Annotated in this window: 20 protein-coding genes; 11 read left to right on the top strand and 9 right to left on the bottom strand. The window is 72.3% G+C overall.

Translation table 11 applies throughout. The annotated features are described in order from the left end of the window. Positions 1 to 722 precede the first annotated feature (722 nt). Positions 723 to 1994, top strand: a complete 1272-nt coding sequence (locus AC6EXY_RS18105; RefSeq protein ID WP_101834914.1) for an ABC transporter substrate-binding protein — start codon at positions 723 to 725, stop codon at positions 1992 to 1994. 119 nt (positions 1995 to 2113) lie between these two features. Here AC6EXY_RS18105 and AC6EXY_RS18100 read toward each other — a convergent pair whose 3' ends face one another. After that, on the bottom strand, positions 2114 to 2479 hold the full coding sequence (locus tag AC6EXY_RS18100) for a hypothetical protein (RefSeq protein ID WP_499817752.1): 366 nt from the start codon (positions 2477 to 2479) through the stop codon (positions 2114 to 2116). Between the two features lie 289 nt (positions 2480 to 2768). Here AC6EXY_RS18100 and AC6EXY_RS18095 point away from each other — a divergent pair, with 289 nt between their 5' ends. The 3 genes from AC6EXY_RS18095 to AC6EXY_RS18085 all read left to right on the top strand — a co-directional run bounded on the left by AC6EXY_RS18095 (position 2769) and on the right by AC6EXY_RS18085 (position 5958). Further along, positions 2769 to 3710 carry a cytochrome c oxidase assembly protein gene (locus tag AC6EXY_RS18095; protein WP_165818625.1) on the top strand — a complete coding sequence of 314 codons (942 nt, stop codon included), beginning with the start codon at positions 2769 to 2771 and terminating at the stop codon, positions 3708 to 3710. A gap of 142 nt (positions 3711 to 3852) precedes the next feature. Continuing rightward, positions 3853 to 4599, top strand: coding sequence for a biosynthetic peptidoglycan transglycosylase (locus AC6EXY_RS18090; RefSeq protein ID WP_165818624.1), 747 nt, complete (start codon positions 3853 to 3855; stop codon positions 4597 to 4599). Between the two features lie 51 nt (positions 4600 to 4650). Continuing rightward, positions 4651 to 5958, top strand: coding sequence for a magnesium transporter CorA family protein (locus tag AC6EXY_RS18085; RefSeq protein WP_499817751.1), 1308 nt, complete (start codon positions 4651 to 4653; stop codon positions 5956 to 5958). Between the two features lie 19 nt (positions 5959 to 5977). Here AC6EXY_RS18085 and AC6EXY_RS18080 read toward each other — a convergent pair whose 3' ends face one another. The 3 genes from AC6EXY_RS18080 to AC6EXY_RS18070 form a co-directional block, all read right to left on the bottom strand. Next, complete coding sequence (locus AC6EXY_RS18080) at positions 5978 to 6322, bottom strand: ArsR/SmtB family transcription factor (protein WP_207770549.1); 345 nt, start codon at positions 6320 to 6322, stop codon at positions 5978 to 5980. A gap of 9 nt (positions 6323 to 6331) precedes the next feature. Next, the gene (locus AC6EXY_RS18075) at positions 6332 to 6697 is read right to left on the bottom strand and encodes a hypothetical protein (RefSeq protein WP_133150868.1); all 366 of its coding nucleotides are present in this window, start codon (positions 6695 to 6697) and stop codon (positions 6332 to 6334) included. A 115-nt stretch (positions 6698 to 6812) separates the two neighbouring features. After that, positions 6813 to 7796, bottom strand: a complete 984-nt coding sequence (locus tag AC6EXY_RS18070) for a phosphotransferase enzyme family protein (RefSeq protein ID WP_101834928.1) — start codon at positions 7794 to 7796, stop codon at positions 6813 to 6815. A gap of 146 nt (positions 7797 to 7942) precedes the next feature. Here AC6EXY_RS18070 and AC6EXY_RS18065 point away from each other — a divergent pair, with 146 nt between their 5' ends. Next, positions 7943 to 8509, top strand: coding sequence for an NADPH-dependent FMN reductase (locus AC6EXY_RS18065; protein ID WP_499817750.1), 567 nt, complete (start codon positions 7943 to 7945; stop codon positions 8507 to 8509). 80 nt (positions 8510 to 8589) lie between these two features. Here the strand turns inward: AC6EXY_RS18065 and AC6EXY_RS18060 are convergent, their stop codons facing one another. Beyond that, positions 8590 to 9087, bottom strand: a complete 498-nt coding sequence (locus AC6EXY_RS18060) for an anthrone oxygenase family protein (protein WP_101834901.1) — start codon at positions 9085 to 9087, stop codon at positions 8590 to 8592. A gap of 84 nt (positions 9088 to 9171) precedes the next feature. Between AC6EXY_RS18060 and AC6EXY_RS18055 the strand changes: the two genes are divergently transcribed. The 3 genes from AC6EXY_RS18055 to AC6EXY_RS18045 all read left to right on the top strand — a co-directional run bounded on the left by AC6EXY_RS18055 (position 9172) and on the right by AC6EXY_RS18045 (position 12934). Next, positions 9172 to 9777 (top strand): TetR/AcrR family transcriptional regulator, encoded by a 606-nt coding sequence (locus AC6EXY_RS18055; RefSeq protein ID WP_499817749.1) that lies wholly within the window; start codon positions 9172 to 9174, stop codon positions 9775 to 9777. Positions 9778 to 10116: 339 nt separating this feature from the next. Continuing rightward, positions 10117 to 12759, top strand: coding sequence for a helicase-associated domain-containing protein (locus AC6EXY_RS18050; protein ID WP_101834897.1), 2643 nt, complete (start codon positions 10117 to 10119; stop codon positions 12757 to 12759). Positions 12760 to 12781: 22 nt separating this feature from the next. After that, complete coding sequence (locus AC6EXY_RS18045; RefSeq protein WP_341477273.1) at positions 12782 to 12934, top strand: methyltransferase domain-containing protein; 153 nt, start codon at positions 12782 to 12784, stop codon at positions 12932 to 12934. 3 nt (positions 12935 to 12937) lie between these two features. Here AC6EXY_RS18045 and AC6EXY_RS18040 read toward each other — a convergent pair whose 3' ends face one another. After that, positions 12938 to 13945: a LysR family transcriptional regulator gene (locus AC6EXY_RS18040; protein ID WP_499817748.1), complete on the bottom strand. Its 1008-nt coding sequence runs from the start codon at positions 13943 to 13945 to the stop codon at positions 12938 to 12940. 114 nt (positions 13946 to 14059) lie between these two features. Here AC6EXY_RS18040 and AC6EXY_RS18035 point away from each other — a divergent pair, with 114 nt between their 5' ends. Both AC6EXY_RS18035 and AC6EXY_RS18030 read left to right on the top strand, forming a co-directional pair. Beyond that, positions 14060 to 14860 (top strand): siderophore-interacting protein, encoded by an 801-nt coding sequence (locus AC6EXY_RS18035; RefSeq protein WP_101834894.1) that lies wholly within the window; start codon positions 14060 to 14062, stop codon positions 14858 to 14860. A 79-nt stretch (positions 14861 to 14939) separates the two neighbouring features. Beyond that, positions 14940 to 15608, top strand: coding sequence for an O-methyltransferase (locus tag AC6EXY_RS18030; RefSeq protein WP_101834892.1), 669 nt, complete (start codon positions 14940 to 14942; stop codon positions 15606 to 15608). A gap of 31 nt (positions 15609 to 15639) precedes the next feature. Here AC6EXY_RS18030 and AC6EXY_RS18025 read toward each other — a convergent pair whose 3' ends face one another. After that, complete coding sequence (locus AC6EXY_RS18025) at positions 15640 to 15894, bottom strand: type II toxin-antitoxin system RelE family toxin (protein ID WP_101834926.1); 255 nt, start codon at positions 15892 to 15894, stop codon at positions 15640 to 15642. Between the two features lie 28 nt (positions 15895 to 15922). Next, positions 15923 to 16225, bottom strand: a complete 303-nt coding sequence (locus tag AC6EXY_RS18020; protein ID WP_101834890.1) for a type II toxin-antitoxin system Phd/YefM family antitoxin — start codon at positions 16223 to 16225, stop codon at positions 15923 to 15925. 115 nt (positions 16226 to 16340) lie between these two features. Here AC6EXY_RS18020 and AC6EXY_RS18015 point away from each other — a divergent pair, with 115 nt between their 5' ends. Then, a complete protein-coding gene (locus AC6EXY_RS18015; RefSeq protein ID WP_499817747.1) occupies positions 16341 to 18137 on the top strand; it encodes a M3 family oligoendopeptidase in 1797 nt (598 codons plus the stop codon). A gap of 99 nt (positions 18138 to 18236) precedes the next feature. Here AC6EXY_RS18015 and AC6EXY_RS18010 read toward each other — a convergent pair whose 3' ends face one another. Continuing rightward, positions 18237 to 19520, bottom strand: coding sequence for a hypothetical protein (locus AC6EXY_RS18010; protein WP_499842371.1), 1284 nt, complete (start codon positions 19518 to 19520; stop codon positions 18237 to 18239). Between the last annotated feature and the right edge of the window lie 23 nt (positions 19521 to 19543).

The raw sequence follows: 19543 nt of genomic DNA, 5'->3' as shown, positions 1-19543 counted from the left end.
GGCCCGGACGCACCTGACACACCGGATGCGCCCGACAGGCCCGACAGGCGCCCGACACGCCTGACACCCCTGACACGCCCGACCGAGGGTTCGCGGGTGGCCGGCAGCGGCTGCCGGGCGCCCCCGGTGACCAGCGGGTACCCGGCAGCCGTGGCCACCACCGTGGGTGGTGGCGACCTTGCCGCCATGGGCCGCACGGCGGTAAGCATGAAGGTTGGCCTTGTTTCCCCCGCCGGGCCCCGAGCGGCGCAATGCCGTCGTCACGCGGTTGCCGCCCGGCGGCGGGCGCCCGCTCCCACCACTCGCACGCGACCGCACCGGCATGCCAGACGGGCATATTCTTCTCCCCCGAGCAGGTATCGCACTGAACCAGAAGTGCCGGATCAGGGTCACCGTCACGCGCCGGACATGAGCTGAGCCGCCGGAAACCGGGCATGAAATCGGGCCGCCGTCCGGCATTGGCCGGTTCCCGGCCGCTCCGTGATTCATCGGGTGTGTCCAGTGCCCCCGAAATCCCCACCGCGCGGACCCGAAAACGGGCACGCCCACACCGTCGTTTCCGCCGGTCAATACCTTGTGCTGCCTCGCGCCCGGCCGTCATTCCCGGCGGCGGGCCGGTCCACCCCCCACCGACGGGCCGGCCCATGGGTTCCGACGAGGCCCGTCCCCGGCAACGGCGGACGGCGGCGCGCACGCCCGGACGGGCACGAGGACGGGGACGAATGAGAAGAAGCCCGCGCGCACTCGCGGCGGCCGCCGCACTCGGCTGCGCACTCGCCGGCATGACGGCCTGCGGCGGGGACGGCGGCCGCATCCTGTCCGAGGCCCGCCAGGGCAGCGGCCCGGACCCCTGCCCGCCGACGCCCGGGGTCACCCGCGACGCGATCAGCCTTGGCCTGCTGGCATCCGGCTCGCCGACTCCCGGCGATCCCAGCGCGCTGTTCCGCGCGGGCGTCGACGCCCGGCTCGGCGAGGCGAACGCGACGGGCGGGATCCTCGGCCGGCGGCTGACCTACCGGATCGAGGACGACGAGGGGATGCCGACGCTCAACGCCGTCGCCGGGCGCAGGCTGGCCCGCGCCGAGGGCTCCCTCGGCGTCCTGCGGTTCAGCTCGGCCTCCGCCGGCTCGGCGGCGCTGCTGGCCGCGGACAAGGTGCCCGTCGTCGACGGCCAGGTCAGCGACCCGGCGGCGGCGTCACGCCCGGACGCCACCGTGTTCAGCTACGCCCGACCGCTGCTCGCGCAGCCGGCCAGCAGCGGCCTCGGCGAGTTCCTCTACGACCGCGGGGCCCGCCGGGTCGCCGTCATCTCGGTGCAGCTGTCGGGCGGGACGCAGGCGATGGGCAGCGCGGCCGAGCAGAGCGTCCGGGCCGCCCACCTGAGGGTGTCGCGCAGCATTCAGATCCCGCCGGGTCCGGTGGACGGGATGGATCTCGCCGCCCAGCTGCGCGACGCGGACGCCGACAGCCTGATCGCCTTCGTCCCGGCGCACACGTTCTACGAGATCACCGCGGCCGTGCGCTCCGCCGGCCTCGGCCTGACGGCGGTGGTGGGCAACCCGACGACCTACGACCGCAGCCAGCTCGCCCGGGTCGGCGACGACGCGGGCGGGGTGTACACGTTCGTCGACTACCTTCCGTTCGAGGTCAACGCGCCGGCCCACCGGCGGTTCCTCGCCGCGATCGCGGCCTACGCGCCACAGGCGTCCACGTTCGCGGACGGCACCGCCCTCATCGGATGGATCAGCGCGGACCTGCTGCTACGTGGGATCAGCGCCGCGGGCGCCTGCCCGACCCGCGCGAGCGTCCTGACCGGCCTGCGCCGGCAGACCCGCTACGACGCCGGCGGCCTGCTGCCGAAGGCGATCGACCTGAGCCACGGCATCTCGGCGATCACACCCTGCTACGAGTTCGTCCGGGTGAATCCGGATGGCACGGGCTTCGCCCCGGTCGACCCCGCGCCACGCTGCGGCCGTCTCCTGCCCGCTGTCTGACAGTCTGTTACCTGGCCTGGAGCGCGAAAACGCCGGACTCCCGACCGCCGGCGGACCATGATCCGACCGGCGGCGGGAATCCGGCGCCGCGGGGTCAGGCGCGGTTGTTCACGGGCGCGCTACTTCGCGGGCCAGACCCCCCAGTAGCAGTGCCCGCGGTGCCACGTCCTGTCGTGCCACACCTTCGGGAAGTCGTGGCCGTGCCACCGGAAGCCGGGTTCCCAGTAGCCAGGCTCCCAGTAGCCGGGACGGCAGATCCAGAACCTGCCCCGGTGATGGTCGTAGCGCGGCTTCTCGGCGGCGGCGCCGGGCGTGGGAGTCACCACGGCGGGCTTGGGCGGCGGCGCCGGAGTCGACGTCGACGTCGACGTCGGAGTCGGAGTCGGAGTCGGCGTGGCCGCCACGGCCGGCGCGGCACCCAGGAAGGCGGTGAAGGCGAGGACGACAGCCAGGATGAGATATCTGAACCCCTTGAGGATTTTCATGGCCATCCCTTCGAGAGTCGCGTCGCCGTGACCTCCCGGCGCGCCCCCTCCAGATACCCCGATCACGCTAAGCACAATCTCGACTACAATCTGGGCCCGCGGATAGTCGGGACCGGACGGATCCGACATGCCGCCGGTACCGCGAGGGATGTCCCGCATCGCGGGGCGACGGCGGACGGTCCGCCCACGGCGCCACGGACACGGCGTAGCGTGCGGACGGTTGCCGACCAACGGCGCCCGCGCGGACGCCGCGGCGCCGCCCGACGAGTCAGGTTGGTCAGGTGAGTGGATGCGCACAGCGGACGCCATCCTCGTGGCGGCCCCGTCCCCGGCGCCGGGCCACGAATGGGCAACGCTGCGCCCGGACCCGGTCGGCATCGCGCTGATCGCGGCGGCGGCCGCCGCGTACGGCTACGGGCTGCTGCGGATGCGGCGGGCCGGCGAGGCCTGGCCGGTCGGCCGCACGGTGCTGTTCGCCGGCCCCGGCCTGCTGAGCCTGTTCGTCTTCACCATGGCGTGGCCGGGCGCGTACGCGCACACGCTGTTCTCCGCGTATCTCGTCGAGATCGTCGGCCTGTTCATGGTGACCCCGGTGCTGCTGGCCTGTGGACGGCCCGTGCGGCTCGCCCGGTCCGCGGCACCCGAACGTCTTCGCGTCGCCACCGGTCGGCTGACCGGACACCCGGTCGCGAAGGGCGTGGCGAACCCGGCCTTCGGCGCGTTGCTGGTGCCGGTCGTCACGAGCGTGGTGGTGTTCAGTGGGATTTTCGGGGCGAGTCTGCGGCACGCGGCGATCTACCACGGCGTGCAGGTCATGCTTCTCGCCCTCGGGCTGCTCGTCGCCGTGCCGCTGGTGGAGGAGCCCGCGCGGGCGACGGGGCTCGCCGCCGCGAGCGCGCTGTTCCTCGGCTTCCTGGAGCTGTTGCTCGACTCGGTTCCCGGTGCCGTCCTGACCTTCCGCACCCACCTGCTGGCCGCCGGCTACTACCTCACGGCCCATCCCGCCTGGGGTCCGGCACCGCTGCACGACCAGCGCACCGGCGGCGCCATCCTGTGGGGCGTCGGCGAGGTGGTGGACCTGCCGTTCATCGCCCTGCTGCTGGTGCGCTGGATGCGGGCGGACGCGCGGGAGGCGCGCGAGATCGACCGGATGCTCGACGAGGCCGAGGCGGAGTCCGGCTCGGCGATGACCCGACCGTGGTGGGAGACCGATCCGCGCCGGCTCCGGTGATCGCCGCCGCGCGTCGGCACGTTCACAGCGTGTTCACATCCGCGGGTCCGGATACTGGAAGCCGCCCATGCAGGACCGACCAGCGCCCCCCGACTCGGGAAGGCCGAGTCCGCCGGACGACCGCCGGGACGGAGGCCGCCGGATGCACGAAACCCTGCCGCTACGGCCGGTCCCGACGAGGCGGCCGCGCTGGCCCTCGGTCGTACGCCGGCTGGGCCTGGCGGTGCTGGTGGTCATACTGCTCGCGGCGCTCGCGTTCGGCGGGGTGCTGGCTCTCACGCCGTCGACCTCCGACGCCCGCGCCCGGGTGGCGGCGCAGGCCGCCGAGCACGGCGCCGCCGCGCTGACGGAACGGTTGCCGGCTCGGGTGGTCGAGGCTCTGGTCGCGACCGAGGACAGCCGCTTCCAGCACCATCACGGGGTCGATCCGCTTGGAGCGGTGCGCGGCGTGATCGGCCCGCTACTGGGCGACGAGAGCCAGGGTGGGGCGACGCTCGACCAGCAGCTCGTCAAGATCCTTTATACCGGCGGTCACCGCAGCTTCACCGATCGAATTGAGCAGATCGGGCTGGCCGTCAAGCTCGATGCCGGGTACAGCAAGGACGACATCCTGCGCATGTATCTGGACACGGTGTACTTCGGCCATGGCTACTACGGCATCACCTCCGCGGCAGCGGGCTACTTCGGCCGTATGCCCGCCACGCTCAGCTGGACCCAGGCGTCCCTGCTCGCCGGGCTCGTCCAGGCCCCCTCCGCGTACGACCCGTACGAACACCTCGCCGCTGCCCGCGCGCGGCAACGGCACGTCCTCGACCGTCTGGTCGCCACCGGCCACCTCACCCGAGCCCAGGCCGACCAGGTCGCCGCCGACCCCCTCGGCCTGCGCTGAGCCAGGCCCGGTCCGGTCCGGCGACGGCGCATCCCCCGGAGTCCCCACCCCATGGCAGACGACGCACCCGTCGACCCGCACGGCCCCGTCCGCGACGACGAGGCCCACCGCACCGAGGCCCGTGACGAGCACGCACCCGGCTCCGTGCGTGCCGCCGGCGACGGCCGCGCGCCCGACCAGGTCGCGCCCCACCCCCGCGCCGGAACCATCGACCCGGCCGCGCGTGACGCCGAGGGTCCCGTCGCCATCGGACCGACCGCCATCGGACCGACCGCCATCGCACCCACGGCCATCGCACCCACGGCCATCGCACCCACGGCCATCGGGACCACGGCGGACGGCGGCACCGCCGACGACTGCATCGCCGGGGACGGCGCCACCCGCTGCACCGCCCGCACCCGGCTCTACCAGGACGGCCGGCTGGCGCTGTCCGGCTTTCCCGTCGCCGACATCAGCGAGTACGTCGGCCGGCCCGGCACGACTGTCTGGCTGGACCTGCACGACCCCGACCACGACGACCTCGCCGTGCTCAGCGAGGAGTTCGGCCTGCACCCGCTGGCCGTCGAGGACGCCCTGCACCCCCACCAGCGCGCCAAGCTCGACCGGTACCGCAGCCACCTGTTCCTGTCCGCCTACGGCCTTCAGGTGGACCCGGACACCTACGCGGCCGTCACCGGCGAGCTCGCGGTCCTCATCACCCCCTCGGCGCTGATCACCGTCCGCAAGGACCACGGCCTCGACCTGGACGCGGTCGTCGACCGCTGGGACGCGAACCCGGACCTCGCCGGGCAGGGCGTCGGCTACCTGCTCTACGGGTTGCTCGACGTGATCGTCGACGGGCACTTCGACGCCGTGCGCACCCTCGACGACGCCATCGAGGATCTGGAGGACGCGCTGTTCGCCGACGACACCGCGTCGGACGGCGTGCAGCGGCGCAGTTTCGAGCTGCGCAAGACCCTGGTGCGCACCCGGCGGGTCGTACTGCCGATGCGGGAGGTCGTCAACGGTCTGATGCGCCGCGACCTGCACGTCGTCGACGAGACGATGATGCCGTACTTCCAGGACGTGTACGACCACGTCCTGCGGGCCACCGAGTGGACGGAGAGCCTGCGCGACATGGTCACCACGATCCTGGAGACCCATCTGACGATCCAGGGCAACCAGCTCAACGAGATCATGAAGAAGCTGACGAGCTGGGCGGCGATCATCGCCGTGCCCACCGCCATCACCGGCTTCTTCGGCCAGAACGTGCCCTTCCCCGGCAGCGGGCAGCCGTGGGGGTTCGCGATCAGCCTCGCCGCGATCATCGTGATGGGGGCGGTGCTGTATGTGAGCCTGAAACGCCGCCACTGGCTCTGACCGGCCCGCGCGCCCTCGGTCAGGACACGGCCGGCCGGGCCACCCGCCGAAACGCGTGGGCGAGCAGCATCCGGGCGTCGTCGTCGGCGAGCGCGTAGACCCGCTGGCGGCCGACCCGCTCGGCCCGGACGAGCCCGTGCTCGCGCAGCACCCGAAGCTGGTGGGACACCGCCGACTGCTCCGAGCCGAGCTCCTCGACGAGCTCGCCGACGGCCCGCGGACCGCCCGTCAGGCAGGCCAGCAACTGGACGCGGCTCGGGGTGGACAGCGCGAACATCACGTCCGCGATCCGGCCCGCCATGTCCCCGTCGACGGGGAGTCGGACGGCGCCGTCGGAACCCGGGCCGGGCACGCCGTTCGACACCCCGCCAGCTTAGAACGCCGCCGGCGGTCGCGAATGATGATCGTCGCGTGACCGTGCCACCCGGCGGCCACGCAGGATCATGGCCGCCCCCTCGATGGTCGGGCAGAGCCGGTACGGCGCGGACCACCCCGGGGGCAGCGCCGCCCACCGCACCCGGCGACGCCCCCGGGTCGCCCGGACCTGGCCGATGTCCGCCCCGTCGAGCGCGACGACGTACAGCCCGCGCACGATCTTCGCCCAGGCCAGGCCCGGCCGGTCCGCGAGCCGGGCGAGGGCCCGCTCGCGCAGCACGCGGCCCTGTTCCTCGGCCAGCACCGCCAGCGCCGCGCGCACCACGGCCGCGTCCGGATCGTCAGCGCGGCGCCACCTGCACATCCTCGCCTCCCCGAGACTCCGGCTCATGAGCGTGACAGTAACATGAACAGATATTCATATGAATGGTGATTCCCTGTCGTGTAGCCGACGGTGTGTCGGGATGCACGGCTCCCGATCAGTCAGTCAGAAAGCGGCCACGCAGGTAGCTCTCGGCGAGCGCGGCGCTGTCCCGGGCGAAGCCGGCGGCACTCGGGACCGCGTCCGAGTGCGGGTGTGTGCCAAGCCAGGCGACCAGCAGCAGTCGCCGCAGCAGCACGAACGTCGGCACCATCGCCACCTCGTCCGCGCTCAGCGGCAGCCGTCGCCGGTAGGCGGCGAGCCAGCCCTCCACGAGTTCCCCGGCGACGTCGAGATGCTCGATGAACGACAACGACGCCGCGAGATCCCACAGGTACCAGCCGAAGCCACAGTCATCGAAGTCGATGACGCACACCTCGCCGTCACCGCGCGCAGGGGAAACCAGCAGGTTCGCCAGCCGCATGTCGGCGTGGACGAGCCCGAACCGCTCCGGCCCGGTGCCGAACTCCGCCAGCCGGCGGCGCAGCACCTCCGCCGCGCGCCGCAGCACCGCGACCGCCGCCCGCCCCTCGTCGCCGGGGAGCGCCGCCGTGACGCCGGCCGCCCAGCTCCCCCAGCGTCCGGCCGGGCCCAGCATCGTCTCCCACGTCCAGGCGAACCGCTCGAACCCGCCCGGCCGCGCCCAGCCCCGGGCATGCCGGTGCAGCCGCGCCGCGATCTCCCCCAGCTGCCCGAACGCCCCCGGCAGCGCCGCCGGCGCCCAGGACTGCGGGGACTGCCCCGCCACCCACTCGAAGAGCACGGCGTGCCGCCCGGCTCGCGATGTCGCCACGAGCTCACCCGCGCGGGTCGGGACCACCGGCGGCGTGCGCACGACGCCGTCCGCGCGCAGAGCCGTCACCCAGGCGAGTTCGGCGTGGATCTCGGCGAGGCCGTGGTAGCCCGGCCGGTGCAGCCGCAGTGCCCAGCGGCGCCCGCCGACCGGATCCGTCACCTGGTAGGTGGCGTTCTCCGAGACGTGCAGCAGGCTGACCCGCGGCTCGGGCCCGACGTCGTAGCCGGCGACGATGTCCACGACCATCCGTCCGGTCGCCTGGGCGGCCGCACCCCCCGCCACCGCGGTCGGCTCCTGCTCCACGTCGATGGTCACGCAGTGCACGGTAATACTCGGCGGGCACAGCGATGCCGTCCGAATGCGGGAAGCGCCCTCACCGGCAGGATGGGCACATGGTCGTCACCCGGCTCCTCCTGATCTCGGGCAGCACCCGCGCGGCGTCGACGAACACCGCGGCGCTGCGCACCGTCCTGGCCCTCGCGCCACCGGACGTCGAGGCCGTCGTCCACGACGGCCTCGCGGACCTGCCCGCGTTCACCCCCGACGCCGACGACAGCGCGCCGCACCCCGCCGTCGCCGATCTCCGTACCCGGCTCGCCGACGCCGACGCCGTACTGCTGTGCACCCCGGAGTACGCGGGGGCGCTGCCGGGCAGCCTCAAGAACCTCCTCGACTGGACGGTCGGCACCGGCGACCTCTACGGCAAGCCGGCCGCCTGGATCAACGTCGCCGCCCCCGGCCGCGGCACCGGCGCCCTCGCCGAGCTGCGCACCGTCCTCGGCTACGTCACCGCCGAGATCATCGGACCGGCCTGCGTCGACATCCCGGTCCCCCGCGACGCCGTCACCCCCGCCGGCACGATCGACGACCCCGCCATCCGCGCCGCCCTCACCGCTTCCCTGACCGCCATCGTCACCCACCTGCGCGGGCAGACGGTGGACTCCGCATCCGACGCATAGCGCGGCTCTCTCCACCTTCACCTCAACCTCAGCCTCGGCCAACAAGATCAGCATGGCGACTGGCGATGGCGCACGGCGAGTCAGCGGCCGACGCCGAGATTCGGCCAGCGGGCGGCGGCGAGCAGGGCGCCGGTGCAGACGAACGCCAGCAGCGAGCGGATGTGGTTGGCGACGCTCCAGCGGGAGACGTAGCGCAGCCAGGTGTCCGCCGCGCCGACGGCGTCGGGGTTGAGGTCGGCGAGGCCGTTGTTCAGCGGGATGTTGATCGCTGCCGTCACCAGCAGTGACGCCGCCCCGGCAATGGCTCCGAGCAGGAGCAGCTGGCTGCCCGGGCGGCCCCAGTGCCCGAGCGCCCAGATCCCGACCCCCACGCAGCCGAGGGCCGAGCCGAACAGCGGCAGCATCAGCAGGCTGTGCGGCGCGACCACGTTGATCTGCTGCATCGAGCGGATCGCCGACGGCGCGGGCGCCCGGCGCAACGCCGGCATCACCAGGATCGAGAACCCGAACAGCACCCCGCCGGTGATCCCGGACAACGCGGCCGTCGGCAGCGTGACGAAGCGGTGGAACATGTCCATCGTGGCACCTCTCCTTGACCCTCAGTTATGCAACGCCGTTACGTTACGTCGTAACGGTACGGTGTTGCGATAAAGTCGTCAACCATGGGACGACCGCGGCAGCACGACGAGAGCACCCGCTTGGCGCTGCTCGACGCCGCCGAGCGGCTGATCGAGCGCGATGGGCCCGACGCAGCCTCCGTCCGGGCGGTGGCCGACGCGGTGGGAACGACCACCCGGGCCGTCTACAGCGTGTTCGGCTCGAAGGACGGGATGCTCGAAGCGCTCGCCATCCGCCTGTTCGACGTGCTGATCGCCGCGATCGACGCCTGCCCGCGCACAGACGACCCGGTGGACGACCTGATCACGGCGTCCCTCGCCGGCTTCCGGCGCACCTCGATCGACCACCCGACGCTGTACTCGCTGGTGTTCCTGCGCGTCGTCCCGGATCTCCAGCTCGGCGCCGAGTTCGCCGCCACCGCGGGCGCCGCCTTCGGCCGCCTCGAAGCACTGGTTGAGCGCCTGAACACCGAGGGCACCCTCCCGAAGGCCGCCGTCCCCGCCGCCGCCCTTTCCGTCCACGCCCTCACCGAGGGCCTCGCCTCGATGGAACTGCGCGGCATGCTCACCACGACCGACAACCCCGAGGCCACCTGGCGCACCGCCCTGCACGCCGTCCTCACCGGCCTCACGCTGACCCAGCAGGTCTGACACCCAGCCCGGTCGACGTCACCTCGGCCTCCACCTCGGCGTCGGCGTCGGCCTGACGGCCGCATCTGGGGCCGACTTCCCATGGAGGGAAAGCGCGTGCCGGGGAAAGCGGCACCGTGTCGCGAGCACCCCGTTTCCTTCTGCTTTGTCCCCCAGCTCGCGACACGAAGCGCCGCAAACCGGCCAGAACTCTGCCACGACCCGTCGCAACGACAGCGAAGATCACGGCTTGACACGCGACCTGGTATCGACGCGCACCGAGTCGTCGCCGGTGGGCTTTATGTGGCCCGCGAGGGGAGGGTGGGGTCCGGTGCCACGGCGGGTGAAGAATGAGAGGCGATGCCGACCTCATCCTTCGCCGTGTACCTTGCCGGCCTGGAGCCGGAGTCGCTGGCCGCGATCTTCCGGGCCCGCCCGGACGTGCTGCTCACCCCGTCGCCGCGCGGCTTTGAGCAGGTGGCGCAGCGCCTGTGCGACGCGCGTTCCCTCACCTTCGCGCTGGTCAGGATCAATCGGGATGCGCTGCGGGTCGGCACCGCCGCGGCGATGCTGTCGGGGCCACCAACGCCGGCCCGACTGGCAACGCTGCTCAACGCCGCGCCCGACCGGGTTGATGCGGTGATCAGCGATCTGTGCGCCCGTGGACTCGCCTGGCTCAGCCCGCTGGACGGCCCGGGGCCGGACAGCATGCGCTCGGACAGCCCGAGCCTGAGCCCGAGCGGCGCGGGGCCGAGCCCGAGAGGCGCGGGGCCGGGCGGCGGGAGCGATCCGGGTGCGATGATTCTTGAACTTCCGGAGGCGCTGCGCGAGCACTGGCTCGAGCCCGTCGAGGGCCGGCGCACCGCCGCGCAGATCGGCCGCAACGCGCTGGCAGAGGATGTCCGCAACGCGGTGACCGCGCTGGGCGGCGACACCGCGGGCCTGCGCAAGCCGGAACTCATCGCGGCGCTCACCGAGCGGCTGTCCGATCCGCGGCGCGTCGCGTCCATCATCGCGAGGCTTCCCGCGGGTGCCCGCACGATGCTCGACGACCTACGGGCATTCACCCTCGGCGCAATGTTCCACGGCGCTCTCTGGATCGACACGGCTCAGCAGACCGCGCCCCGGGAACGCCGGGCGCTGATCGACGCCGGGCTGTTGATCCCCGTCAACGGGCGTCCGGAGCTGCCCCGCGAGGTCGCCGTCGCGGCCTGGATCGCCGAGGAGGAACTCGGCCTCAGCGGGCCGCCCGACATTCCCCGGCCGACGGTCGATCCGGCCGGCCTGCGCTCCGCCGCCCAGGCCGCCGCACAGGAGGCGGTGCGCGCCGTGACGACCCTCGTCGACGAGGCGTCCGCCGCCCCGATCGCGGGGCTCAAGCGCGGCGGCATCGGTGGGCGCGAACGGGTACGGCTGGCGAAGCGCCTGGCGATGCCGGCGGACGAGCTGTTCCTGTGGATCGACCTCGCCGCGGCGGCCGGCCTGCTCGCGCCCGCCCGCCGAGGCGACACCATCAGCTACGGCCCGGGCCCGCGGCTCGACGGGTGGCGCGAGGAGGCGCCCGCCCAGCAGTGGGCGGCCCTCGCCCTGGGCTGGTTCACGCTGCAGCACGTCTCGTCCCGGCGCGCCCTGGATGAGGAACGCGAGGTCCCGCCGCCGCTGCCGGTCAACTCGGCCGCGGGCATGATCCGCCGTGCCCTGCTCCGCGCCGCGGCCGGCGGTCGGTCGGTGCGGCGCAGCGGCGAGAACGTCGAGTGGTACTTCCCCCTGCACGACTATGAGGAGGAGGAGTGTGAGGACCTGGTCGCCGCATCGATCCAGGAGGCGGAACGACTCGGCGTCGTCGCCGTCGACGTGCTCTCCGGCCTCGGTGAAAGGCTGCTCGCCCAGGCCGACGCGATGGCCGAGCTGGCCGACATCCCACGGCTGCTGGACGCGCACGATGCCGACGACGACGGCGGCGCTGTCCCCGCGGCCCTCCTCGAGGCCATGGTGCGCCTCGGCGACCAGTGCGCCGAGCTGCTGCCGGCGACCCGGACCAGCCTGATCCTCCAGTCCGACCTGACCGCCGTCGTCTCCGGCTCGCCCACCCCGTCGATGGCCCGCGTCCTGCGCGCGGCGGCCGAATCCGAGTCGCGCGGCGCCGCCGGGACGTGGCGGTTCACCCCCACCAGCGTCCGCGCCGCCCTCGACCTCGGCTGGAGCGCCGACGAGCTGCTCACCGAGCTGCGCGCGCTCACCGACCGCGCCCTCCCGCAGGCCCTCGAGTACCTGATCGGCGACGTCGCCCGCCGCCACGGCCACGTCCGGGTCCGCGGGATGCGCAGCGCCATCCTCGGCGATCCGCCGACCGTCACCGAGCTGCTGCACACCCGCGTCCTGAAGAACCTGCACCTCGCCCAGCTCGCCCCCACTGTCCTGTCCAGCCCCGAGGAGTCGGCCACCGTCCTGCGCGAACTGCGCCGCGCCGGCTTCTCCCCCATGCCCGAGGACGCAACCGGAACGATCATTCTTCCCTCCGGCGCCAACCCGCTCGGCCCACCATCCGCCGCCTTCGCCTCCGAGGACGACGACCAGCCTTCCGCCTCCACCGGGCGGCGTTCCTCCAGGCTGTCCGGTGGAGGCTCCTCCGCGCGGGCTGGATCGGGCAGTCCGAGTCGTACAAGCCCCGCGAAGCTCAGGCGGGTCACGCCGGAGGAGCTCGTCGCCCTCCTCCAGGCCGACGAGCACGCGGGCATCCCCGCCATCCTCAGCCCCCTCGCCGTCACCCTCGGCAAGATGGCCACCGCCCTGAACGACAACGAGCTCACCCTGCTCGCCGAGGCCGTCGAATCCCATGGCGACGTCGTCATCGCCTACACCGACAAGCGCGGCTCCCGTTCCCTCCGCCGCATCCGCATCAACGCCCTGTTCGGCCGCTGGCTCGACGCCCACTGCTACCTCCGCAACGCCGGCCGAGAATTCGCCATAGCCAACATCACCGCCGTCAGCCCCGCCGGTTAACGCGACAACCGCGGGCGAGGGCCTGGACATCCTCGACGTAGGCACCGGATCCGGCTACGGCACGGCGCTGCTCGCCCGCAGGTACGGCAGCAGCCAGGTCACGACGATCGACGTCGATCCGCATCTGGTCGCCGCCGCCACGGACCGGCTCGCCGCCCTCGACCTGCAGCGGTGACGACTACCCGCCGGCCGTCGTCGACCAGCTCGACGAGCGCAGGGCGGTGGTGATGGCGGTGCGGACGTGGGCGCGGAGCCAGCGGTGGGGGCCGTCGGCGTCGTAGCGCGGGTGCCAGGCCAGGCAGACGGGCAGGGTCGGCAGGTCAAGATCCAGATCGAGGGCGACCAGACCGGCGCTCGCCAGGCCGACGCGACCGAGACGGCGGGGGGCTATGCCGATGAGGTCGCTCTGGGCGACCAGAGAAAGAGCCACCGTATGCGATGGAACGGTGACGGCAACGGTGCGCCGCAGACCATGGGCGGCCAGCGCCGCGTCCAGCGGGCCTTGGACGCGGCCGCGGCGCGACGCGACGACATGCCGGCCGTCGGCGAGCCGCTCCGGGGTGAGCGGACCGCGGGTGAGCGGATGGCCGGCACGGACGACGGCGACGGCGGCGTCCTCTCCAAGGGTCTCCACGCGGATCTCCGTCGCGGTCGAGTCGATCTGGCCGATCTCCAGATCGGCGGTGCCGTCGCGGAGCGGATCGGCGGACGGCATCGGCTCGGGCAGGAACCGCACGCGCACTGCTGGAGCCGCCGCGGTCAGCCTGTCGAGCAGGTCGACGGCGATCGATGCGACGAGCATGTCGCTGCTGAGGATCGTGAACGTACGCTCGAGTGTCGAGAGATCGGGTTGGCCGACGGGCGCGAAGACGCCGTGAGCCCGTGCCACGAGATCCCGCACCTCAGCCTGGATCGCCAGGGCGCGCGGCGTGGGCAGCATCGTGTTTCCCGACCGCACAAGGATCTGGTCGCCGATGGCCCGGCGGATGCGGCCCAGCGCTCGGCTCACAGCCGGCTCGGTGAGATGAAGCCGGCGAGCGGCGCCACTCACGCTCCGTTCGGCCAGCAGAACGTCGAGCGTGACCAACAGATTCAGGTCGATGCCGGCAAGCGGGCGCCCCATCGGCTGCCCGCGCCCGATGATCAGCGGCGTTGCGGCTGGAACGTCATCCGCCACGGATTGCATCGCGTGCATCGTCCCCTTGCCTCAGTTGCATTTGTCGGCAGATCACGGCACCCCTAGGCTCATCTTAACGAGCTATCGCGATGCGTCGATGACTATCGTCCAGCAGGAGCTGCCATGACTGCCGACTCTCCAGCCACCCCGTCGAGTCACCCGAGCGCTACCCGGCGTCGACTGCTGGATCGCGTGCTGCTGCGCGTGCAGGTGGCCGCCGTCGAGCCGTTGGCCGCGCGCACGCGGCGCATCGTGCTCGCCGGCGCGCCGCTGATCGACCTGCCCTGGACGCCCGGCCAGAGCGTCTCCGTCCTGTTCGTCGATCCCTCCGCTCCCGGCTCATGGCTGCGCAATCCGCGCGACATGAAGCGCAGCTACTCCGTCTGGGACGCGGACCCGACTGCGGGACGCCTGGAGCTCGCCGTCTACGACCACGGCGGCGACTCACCGGGCGCGACCTGGTCACGCACCGTCCAACCCGGCGATGATGTGATCACCACCAAGCCCGACGGCCACCTCACCGCCCGGCCGGACGCGGCCCACCACCTGTTCGTCGGGGACGACACGGCCGCCGTCCCCCTCAGCGCGATCCTGCGTGCCCTGCCGGCTGGCACCGAGGCTCGGGCGATCTTCGAGTGTGACGATCCGGCGGACGAACTGCCACCGCCCGGCGCCCGTGACGCGACCGCGACATTTCGGACCACCTGGGTGCATCGGAAGGGCGCGTCGGCGGCTTCGTCGCCGCTGCTGCCGCGGGCCGTCGCCGAGCTCGACCTGCCCGAACAGCCGGGTGTCGCCTACGTGGCCGGTGAGGCCCGCACCGTCCAGTCGGTCCGCAACCATCTCGTCAACGATCGTGGTTGGCCGCGCCGCGCCGTCCTCACCGAACCGTTCTGGACGCCCGGCAAACGCGGCATGGACTGATCGCCGCCAGCCTCACCGTCGCTCCGCCCCGGAGCACCCACCCAGCACGATCCTCACCAGGAGAAGAGGTCTCCTCAGCATGCCTTCGGCCCTGTACGACCCCGCTGTCCGCACCGTCCTCGACCGTCTCTTCGGCGCCGCGCAGGGGGACGGCTCCCTGATGGCAAGCCTGCTCGCGGGCCTGGCACCCGGCGCGGTCATCGAGCGGATGCCCGCCGCGGAGCTGGCCGATCTGGCTGGCGAGGCGTACCTGCCGGTCGCCCCGGAGGTCGGGACGCTGCTCTACACGCTCGCCCGCGCGAGCCGACCCGCGCTGGTCGTCGAGTTCGGCACGTCATTCGGGATCTCCACGATCCATCTCGCCGCCGCGCTGCGTGACAACGGCAGTGGCCAGATCGTCACCAGCGAGCTGTCGGCCAGCAAGGTGAGGGCGGCGGAGGCGAACGTCGCCGAGGCCGGGCTCGGCGACCTCGTCGACGTCCGCGCCGGCGATGCCCTGGAGACGCTGCGCGACCTGCCCGGCCCGGCCGACCTGGTGCTGCTCGACGGCTGGAACCACATCTACCTGCAGGTCCTGCGCGTCCTCGAACCAAACCTGCGGCCGGGAACGTTGATCATCGCCGACGACACGGTCCGGTTCGCCGACGAGACCCGCGACTACCTCGACCACGTCCAGGACCCCGCGAACGGTTACACGACCGTCCACCTCCCCCTCGACGACGGCCTCACCCTCTCCACCCGCCACTGACCTGCGACCGCGCCCGGGCAGGCAGGCGAGGTCAACGCGAACGGTAGGCGTCCGAGCGATGCTCGATCGCGGTCACGAGGACTACGCGATGTTCCTCGTCGATCTCGTACAGCACGCGATATCCGCCTCTGCGCGCGGACCAGGTGCCCTCGAACGGCGGCAGGAGAAGCCGTTTGCCAAGGCGATGCGGATTCTCGAGCAGAGTCGTCGTGATGAACTCGTAGACCGCCGCGGCGACCTTCTCGGGCAGCCTGCCGGCCAGCGCGCGCGCCGCCGGCCCCGCCACCCGCAGCTCGAAAGGGCGCAGAGCGGGTTCAGCCACTGCCGGGCGGCAGGCTCGCGGAACGCCCGCGCTTCGCCATCAGCGCGGCCAGTTCCTCGGCGTCGAGAACGTCCCCGGACTCGACCGCCTCCTGGGACTCCGCGAGTTGACGCATTGCTTCCCGGCTCGCCAGGACGTCGAGGGTCTCCTCCAGAGCGGCGAGATCGTCGGGGGAGATCAGTATCGCGACCGCCTGGCCGTGCCGGGTGATCTCCACGCGCTCGTGCGTGCGCTCCACGTCGTCGAGGATCTCGGACAGCCGGTTACGCGCCTCGGTGAAAGGAAGCACGGTCATGGCGTCGAGGATACCGGTAACTGGCGTGAACTCAAGGCAGTTCAGTGGCTCCGGGCGTCTGCTGGCCCGACCGTCCTTCCCAGGCGAGCCGGGCGGGAGTGGGTAGCCTGCGGGGATGGTGGGTGTGACGCAGGATGATCCCTCGCTGGACGATGTCGCCTGGGATCTTGGGCCGCTGCTCGACGGGGGCGGCGAGGAGCAGGTCGACGTACAGCTCGCGGACGCACGGGCGCGGGCCGAGGCGTTCGCCGCGCGGTATGCCGGGAAGGTCGCCGAGCTGGACGGGCCGGGGCTGGTGGACGCCGTCGGTGAACTGGCGGCGATCTACGAGCTGATCGGCAAGGCCGGCGGGTACGCGTCGCTGCGCTTCTCCACCGACACGGCCGAACCGGCGCGCGGCGCGATGCTGCAGAAGGTCCGCGAGGGCTCCACCTCGATCCACACCGCGATGCTGTTCTTCGGCCTCGAATGGGCCGCGCTGGACGACGAGACGGCCGAGCGACTGCTCGCCGCCGACGGTCTCGACCAGGCCCGGCACTACCTGCGGATGGAGCGCCGCTACCGGCAGCACCTGCTCAGCGAGCCGGAGGAGAAGCTGCTCACCGAGAAGTCGGTCACCGGGGCGGGGGCTTGGGGGCGGCTCTTCTCCGAGCAGGTCTCGGCGATCACGGTGGACGGCCAGCCCCTCGACGTGGCGCTGAGCCGGCTGGCGTCCGCCGACCGCGAGGTCCGCCGCGCCACCGCCGAGGCCGTCACGACGGCGCTGGCCCCAGGTCTGCGCACCCGGGCCTACATCTTCAACACCCTGCTGCACGACAAGGCGGTCAACGACCGGCTGCGCGGCTACCCGACCTGGCTGTCGAGCCGCAACCTCGCCAACGAGGTGTCCGACGAATCCGTCCAGGCGCTGATCACCGCGGTCCGCGGCCGCTACGACATCCCGCAGCGCTGGTACCGGCTCAAGGCCCGGATCCTGGGCCTGCCGAAGCTCGCCGACCACGACCGGTCGGCGGCCGTGACCGCCGACGCCGACGAGCACTACGGTTGGGTCGAGTCCCGCGACCTGGTGCTCGACTCGTTCGGCTCGTTCTCGCCGGAGATGGAGCGGGTCGCCCGCCGGTTCTTCGACGAGAACTGGATCGACGCGCCCGTCCGGCCGGGCAAACGGGGCGGTGCGTTCGCGAGCTCCGCCGTCCCGTCGGTGCACCCGTATGTGATGCTGAACTTCACCTCGCGGCGCCGTGACGTGCTCACTCTCGCCCACGAGCTCGGCCACGGCATCCACTTCGCGCTCGCCGAGAAGCAGGGCATCCTGCAGCAGAGCACGCCCCTGACGGTGGCCGAGACGGCGTCGGTGTTCGGCGAGACGATCGTGTTCAACCGGCTGCTGGAGCGGGCGGGCGACGCCGAGTCGCGCCTCGCGCTGCTGGCGGAGTCGATCGAGGGGGCGATCGCGACCGTCTTCCGCCAGACCGCGATGAACCAGTTCGAGGAGGCCGTGCACGGCGCGCGTCGCACCGAGGGCGAGCTGTCGGTGGAACGGTTCAACGAGGCGTGGGCGTCCACCCAGCTTGACCTGTTCGGCGACGCGGTCGAACTGACCGACGGCTACCGCACCTGGTGGAGCTACGTGCCGCACTTCATCGGCACCCCCGGCTACGTGTACGCCTACGCGTACGGGCAGCTGCTGGCGCTGTCGGTGTACCAGCGCTACGTCGAGGAGGGGGCGTCGTTCGTGCCTCGCTACCTGGAGATGCTCGGCGCGGGCGGATCGCGGCTGCCCGAGGACCTGGGTCGTGTCGTCGGGATCGACCTGACCGACCCGGGATTCTGGTCCGCCGGCCTCGACCTCGTCGAAGCCCAGCTGCGCGCCGCCGAGACCGCCGCCCGGGAGGCTGGACGGATCAGCTGACGCGACGATCCGGGCGGGGCCGCCGCGGCTGGGACCACGGACAGGCCCCGCCCACGGCGTCCCCGACCCCTCCCGGAGACGCCCTGATCGGCCGCGGCGTCAGGACGCGGACACGATGCCGTCCCCATCGACCGGCGGCTCGTCCGTCGGCACGAATCCGCCGTTGCCGGGCTCACCGTCGACCGAGGCGACGGCCTCGCCGTCCCGCTGACCGCGGGCCGCCCAGCCGGCCCACCATCCCCGCTCGTACGCGGACGGCGGCGCGAAGGACGTCTGCTCACCGGCTCCGGCCAGCGCACTCGTCTCGGTCGTTCCACCGGAGTCAGACGCCGAGTCCGGAGCGATCACGTCGCCGCCAACGCTGTCTCCGTCCGGGCCGTCGCCACCGGGGAGTCGAGCGGGATCGCAGGTCGGCAGGCTGGTGTCCGTGCCCCAGGCCTGCGAGCCGAAGGGCGATGGTTCCTCCGCGATGCCGGCCGCGCCACCGAGAACGGGCGCGGTGATCGTCGTGCCGCTGTTGGTGACGGTATTGGTGAAACCGCCGACCGTCGTGCCGCCCGCGGTGACGCCACCGAACCCCGCGGTGGTGCCGCCCGCCGTGTTCCCCGTCCCGCCGACGATGCCGGTACCGCCGACGGTCGGCCCGCCGATGCCGATCGTCACACTGCCGATGATCAGGTCGTCGAAACGGCGGCCCTTGTCGCCGAACCAGTCGTCGTCATCGTTGCGGAACCAGTCGTCCTGACGGTCGGCCTGGTCGATTCGCTCCGCCAGCGGCACGCCACCCCCCGCGGTACCGCCCGGGGTGCACAGCGGATCCAGCGAAGGCCACCATGTCGACGCGCCGGGATCGTACTGGTAACTGAGCGCATAGCACGTCGTCGGGTCCGTCGGGTTGGTGGAGCTCGGATTCTGTGTGGACGTGCCCCCGCCATTGACCGGTTCCGGGTCACCCGGACGGTAACAGATCGGTACCGTCAGGGAACGAAGACTTTTCTGACCCGCATACCGGGCCTCGCCACCGTTTTCCGTCCCGGCTGTCGCGGCCGACGCGGGCGAGGCCAGAAGGACGGCCGCGGCCGAAATCCCACCTGTCAAAAACAGGCCGGTCGAACATCTTTTGATATGCATGTGGCTCCTCTTCGCGCGCAGGTCAGGGACCAGCTCCGCGAGATCGTAGCCAGCAGAAGCATCGAAGAGGCCGCGCCTTCGTTCCGCGTGTCCGCCGCGGAAGGCGGGTAGCTCACGTCCAGGAAGAACTGATACGTAGTCACTCAGCAGCGGGGTTTCGGAGCCAATCCGCCGGCCCGGTTTCGACGAATCCGAGGCCGCGTGAATGTCCTGACTCCGGACATGATGGCGGCCCTTGCCCCGGTCCGGCACATGACGATGCATGTGGTCCGCCC

This window comes from Frankia sp. RB5, assembly GCF_059816245.1.
This window is presented reverse-complemented; position numbering and strand designations above follow the sequence as displayed.

What these genes read in the sequence shown, in the direction of transcription:
- AC6EXY_RS18105 (WP_101834914.1), top strand. Translation starts at nt 723, where the DNA reads ATGAGAAGAAGCCCGCGCGCACTCGCGGCGGCCGCCGCACTCGGCTGC.
- AC6EXY_RS18100 (WP_499817752.1), bottom strand. Translation starts at nt 2,479, where the DNA reads ATGAAAATCCTCAAGGGGTTCAGATATCTCATCCTGGCTGTCGTCCTC.
- AC6EXY_RS18095 (WP_165818625.1), top strand. Translation starts at nt 2,769, where the DNA reads ATGCGCACAGCGGACGCCATCCTCGTGGCGGCCCCGTCCCCGGCGCCG.
- AC6EXY_RS18090 (WP_165818624.1), top strand. Translation starts at nt 3,853, where the DNA reads ATGCACGAAACCCTGCCGCTACGGCCGGTCCCGACGAGGCGGCCGCGC.
- AC6EXY_RS18085 (WP_499817751.1), top strand. Translation starts at nt 4,651, where the DNA reads ATGGCAGACGACGCACCCGTCGACCCGCACGGCCCCGTCCGCGACGAC.
- AC6EXY_RS18075 (WP_133150868.1), bottom strand. Translation starts at nt 6,697, where the DNA reads ATGTGCAGGTGGCGCCGCGCTGACGATCCGGACGCGGCCGTGGTGCGC.
- AC6EXY_RS18070 (WP_101834928.1), bottom strand. Translation starts at nt 7,796, where the DNA reads ATGGTCGTGGACATCGTCGCCGGCTACGACGTCGGGCCCGAGCCGCGG.
- AC6EXY_RS18065 (WP_499817750.1), top strand. Translation starts at nt 7,943, where the DNA reads ATGGTCGTCACCCGGCTCCTCCTGATCTCGGGCAGCACCCGCGCGGCG.
- AC6EXY_RS18060 (WP_101834901.1), bottom strand. Translation starts at nt 9,087, where the DNA reads ATGGACATGTTCCACCGCTTCGTCACGCTGCCGACGGCCGCGTTGTCC.
- AC6EXY_RS18055 (WP_499817749.1), top strand. Translation starts at nt 9,172, where the DNA reads ATGGGACGACCGCGGCAGCACGACGAGAGCACCCGCTTGGCGCTGCTC.
- AC6EXY_RS18050 (WP_101834897.1), top strand. Translation starts at nt 10,117, where the DNA reads ATGCCGACCTCATCCTTCGCCGTGTACCTTGCCGGCCTGGAGCCGGAG.
- AC6EXY_RS18040 (WP_499817748.1), bottom strand. Translation starts at nt 13,945, where the DNA reads ATGCAATCCGTGGCGGATGACGTTCCAGCCGCAACGCCGCTGATCATC.
- AC6EXY_RS18035 (WP_101834894.1), top strand. Translation starts at nt 14,060, where the DNA reads ATGACTGCCGACTCTCCAGCCACCCCGTCGAGTCACCCGAGCGCTACC.
- AC6EXY_RS18030 (WP_101834892.1), top strand. Translation starts at nt 14,940, where the DNA reads ATGCCTTCGGCCCTGTACGACCCCGCTGTCCGCACCGTCCTCGACCGT.
- AC6EXY_RS18020 (WP_101834890.1), bottom strand. Translation starts at nt 16,225, where the DNA reads ATGACCGTGCTTCCTTTCACCGAGGCGCGTAACCGGCTGTCCGAGATC.
- AC6EXY_RS18015 (WP_499817747.1), top strand. Translation starts at nt 16,341, where the DNA reads ATGGTGGGTGTGACGCAGGATGATCCCTCGCTGGACGATGTCGCCTGG.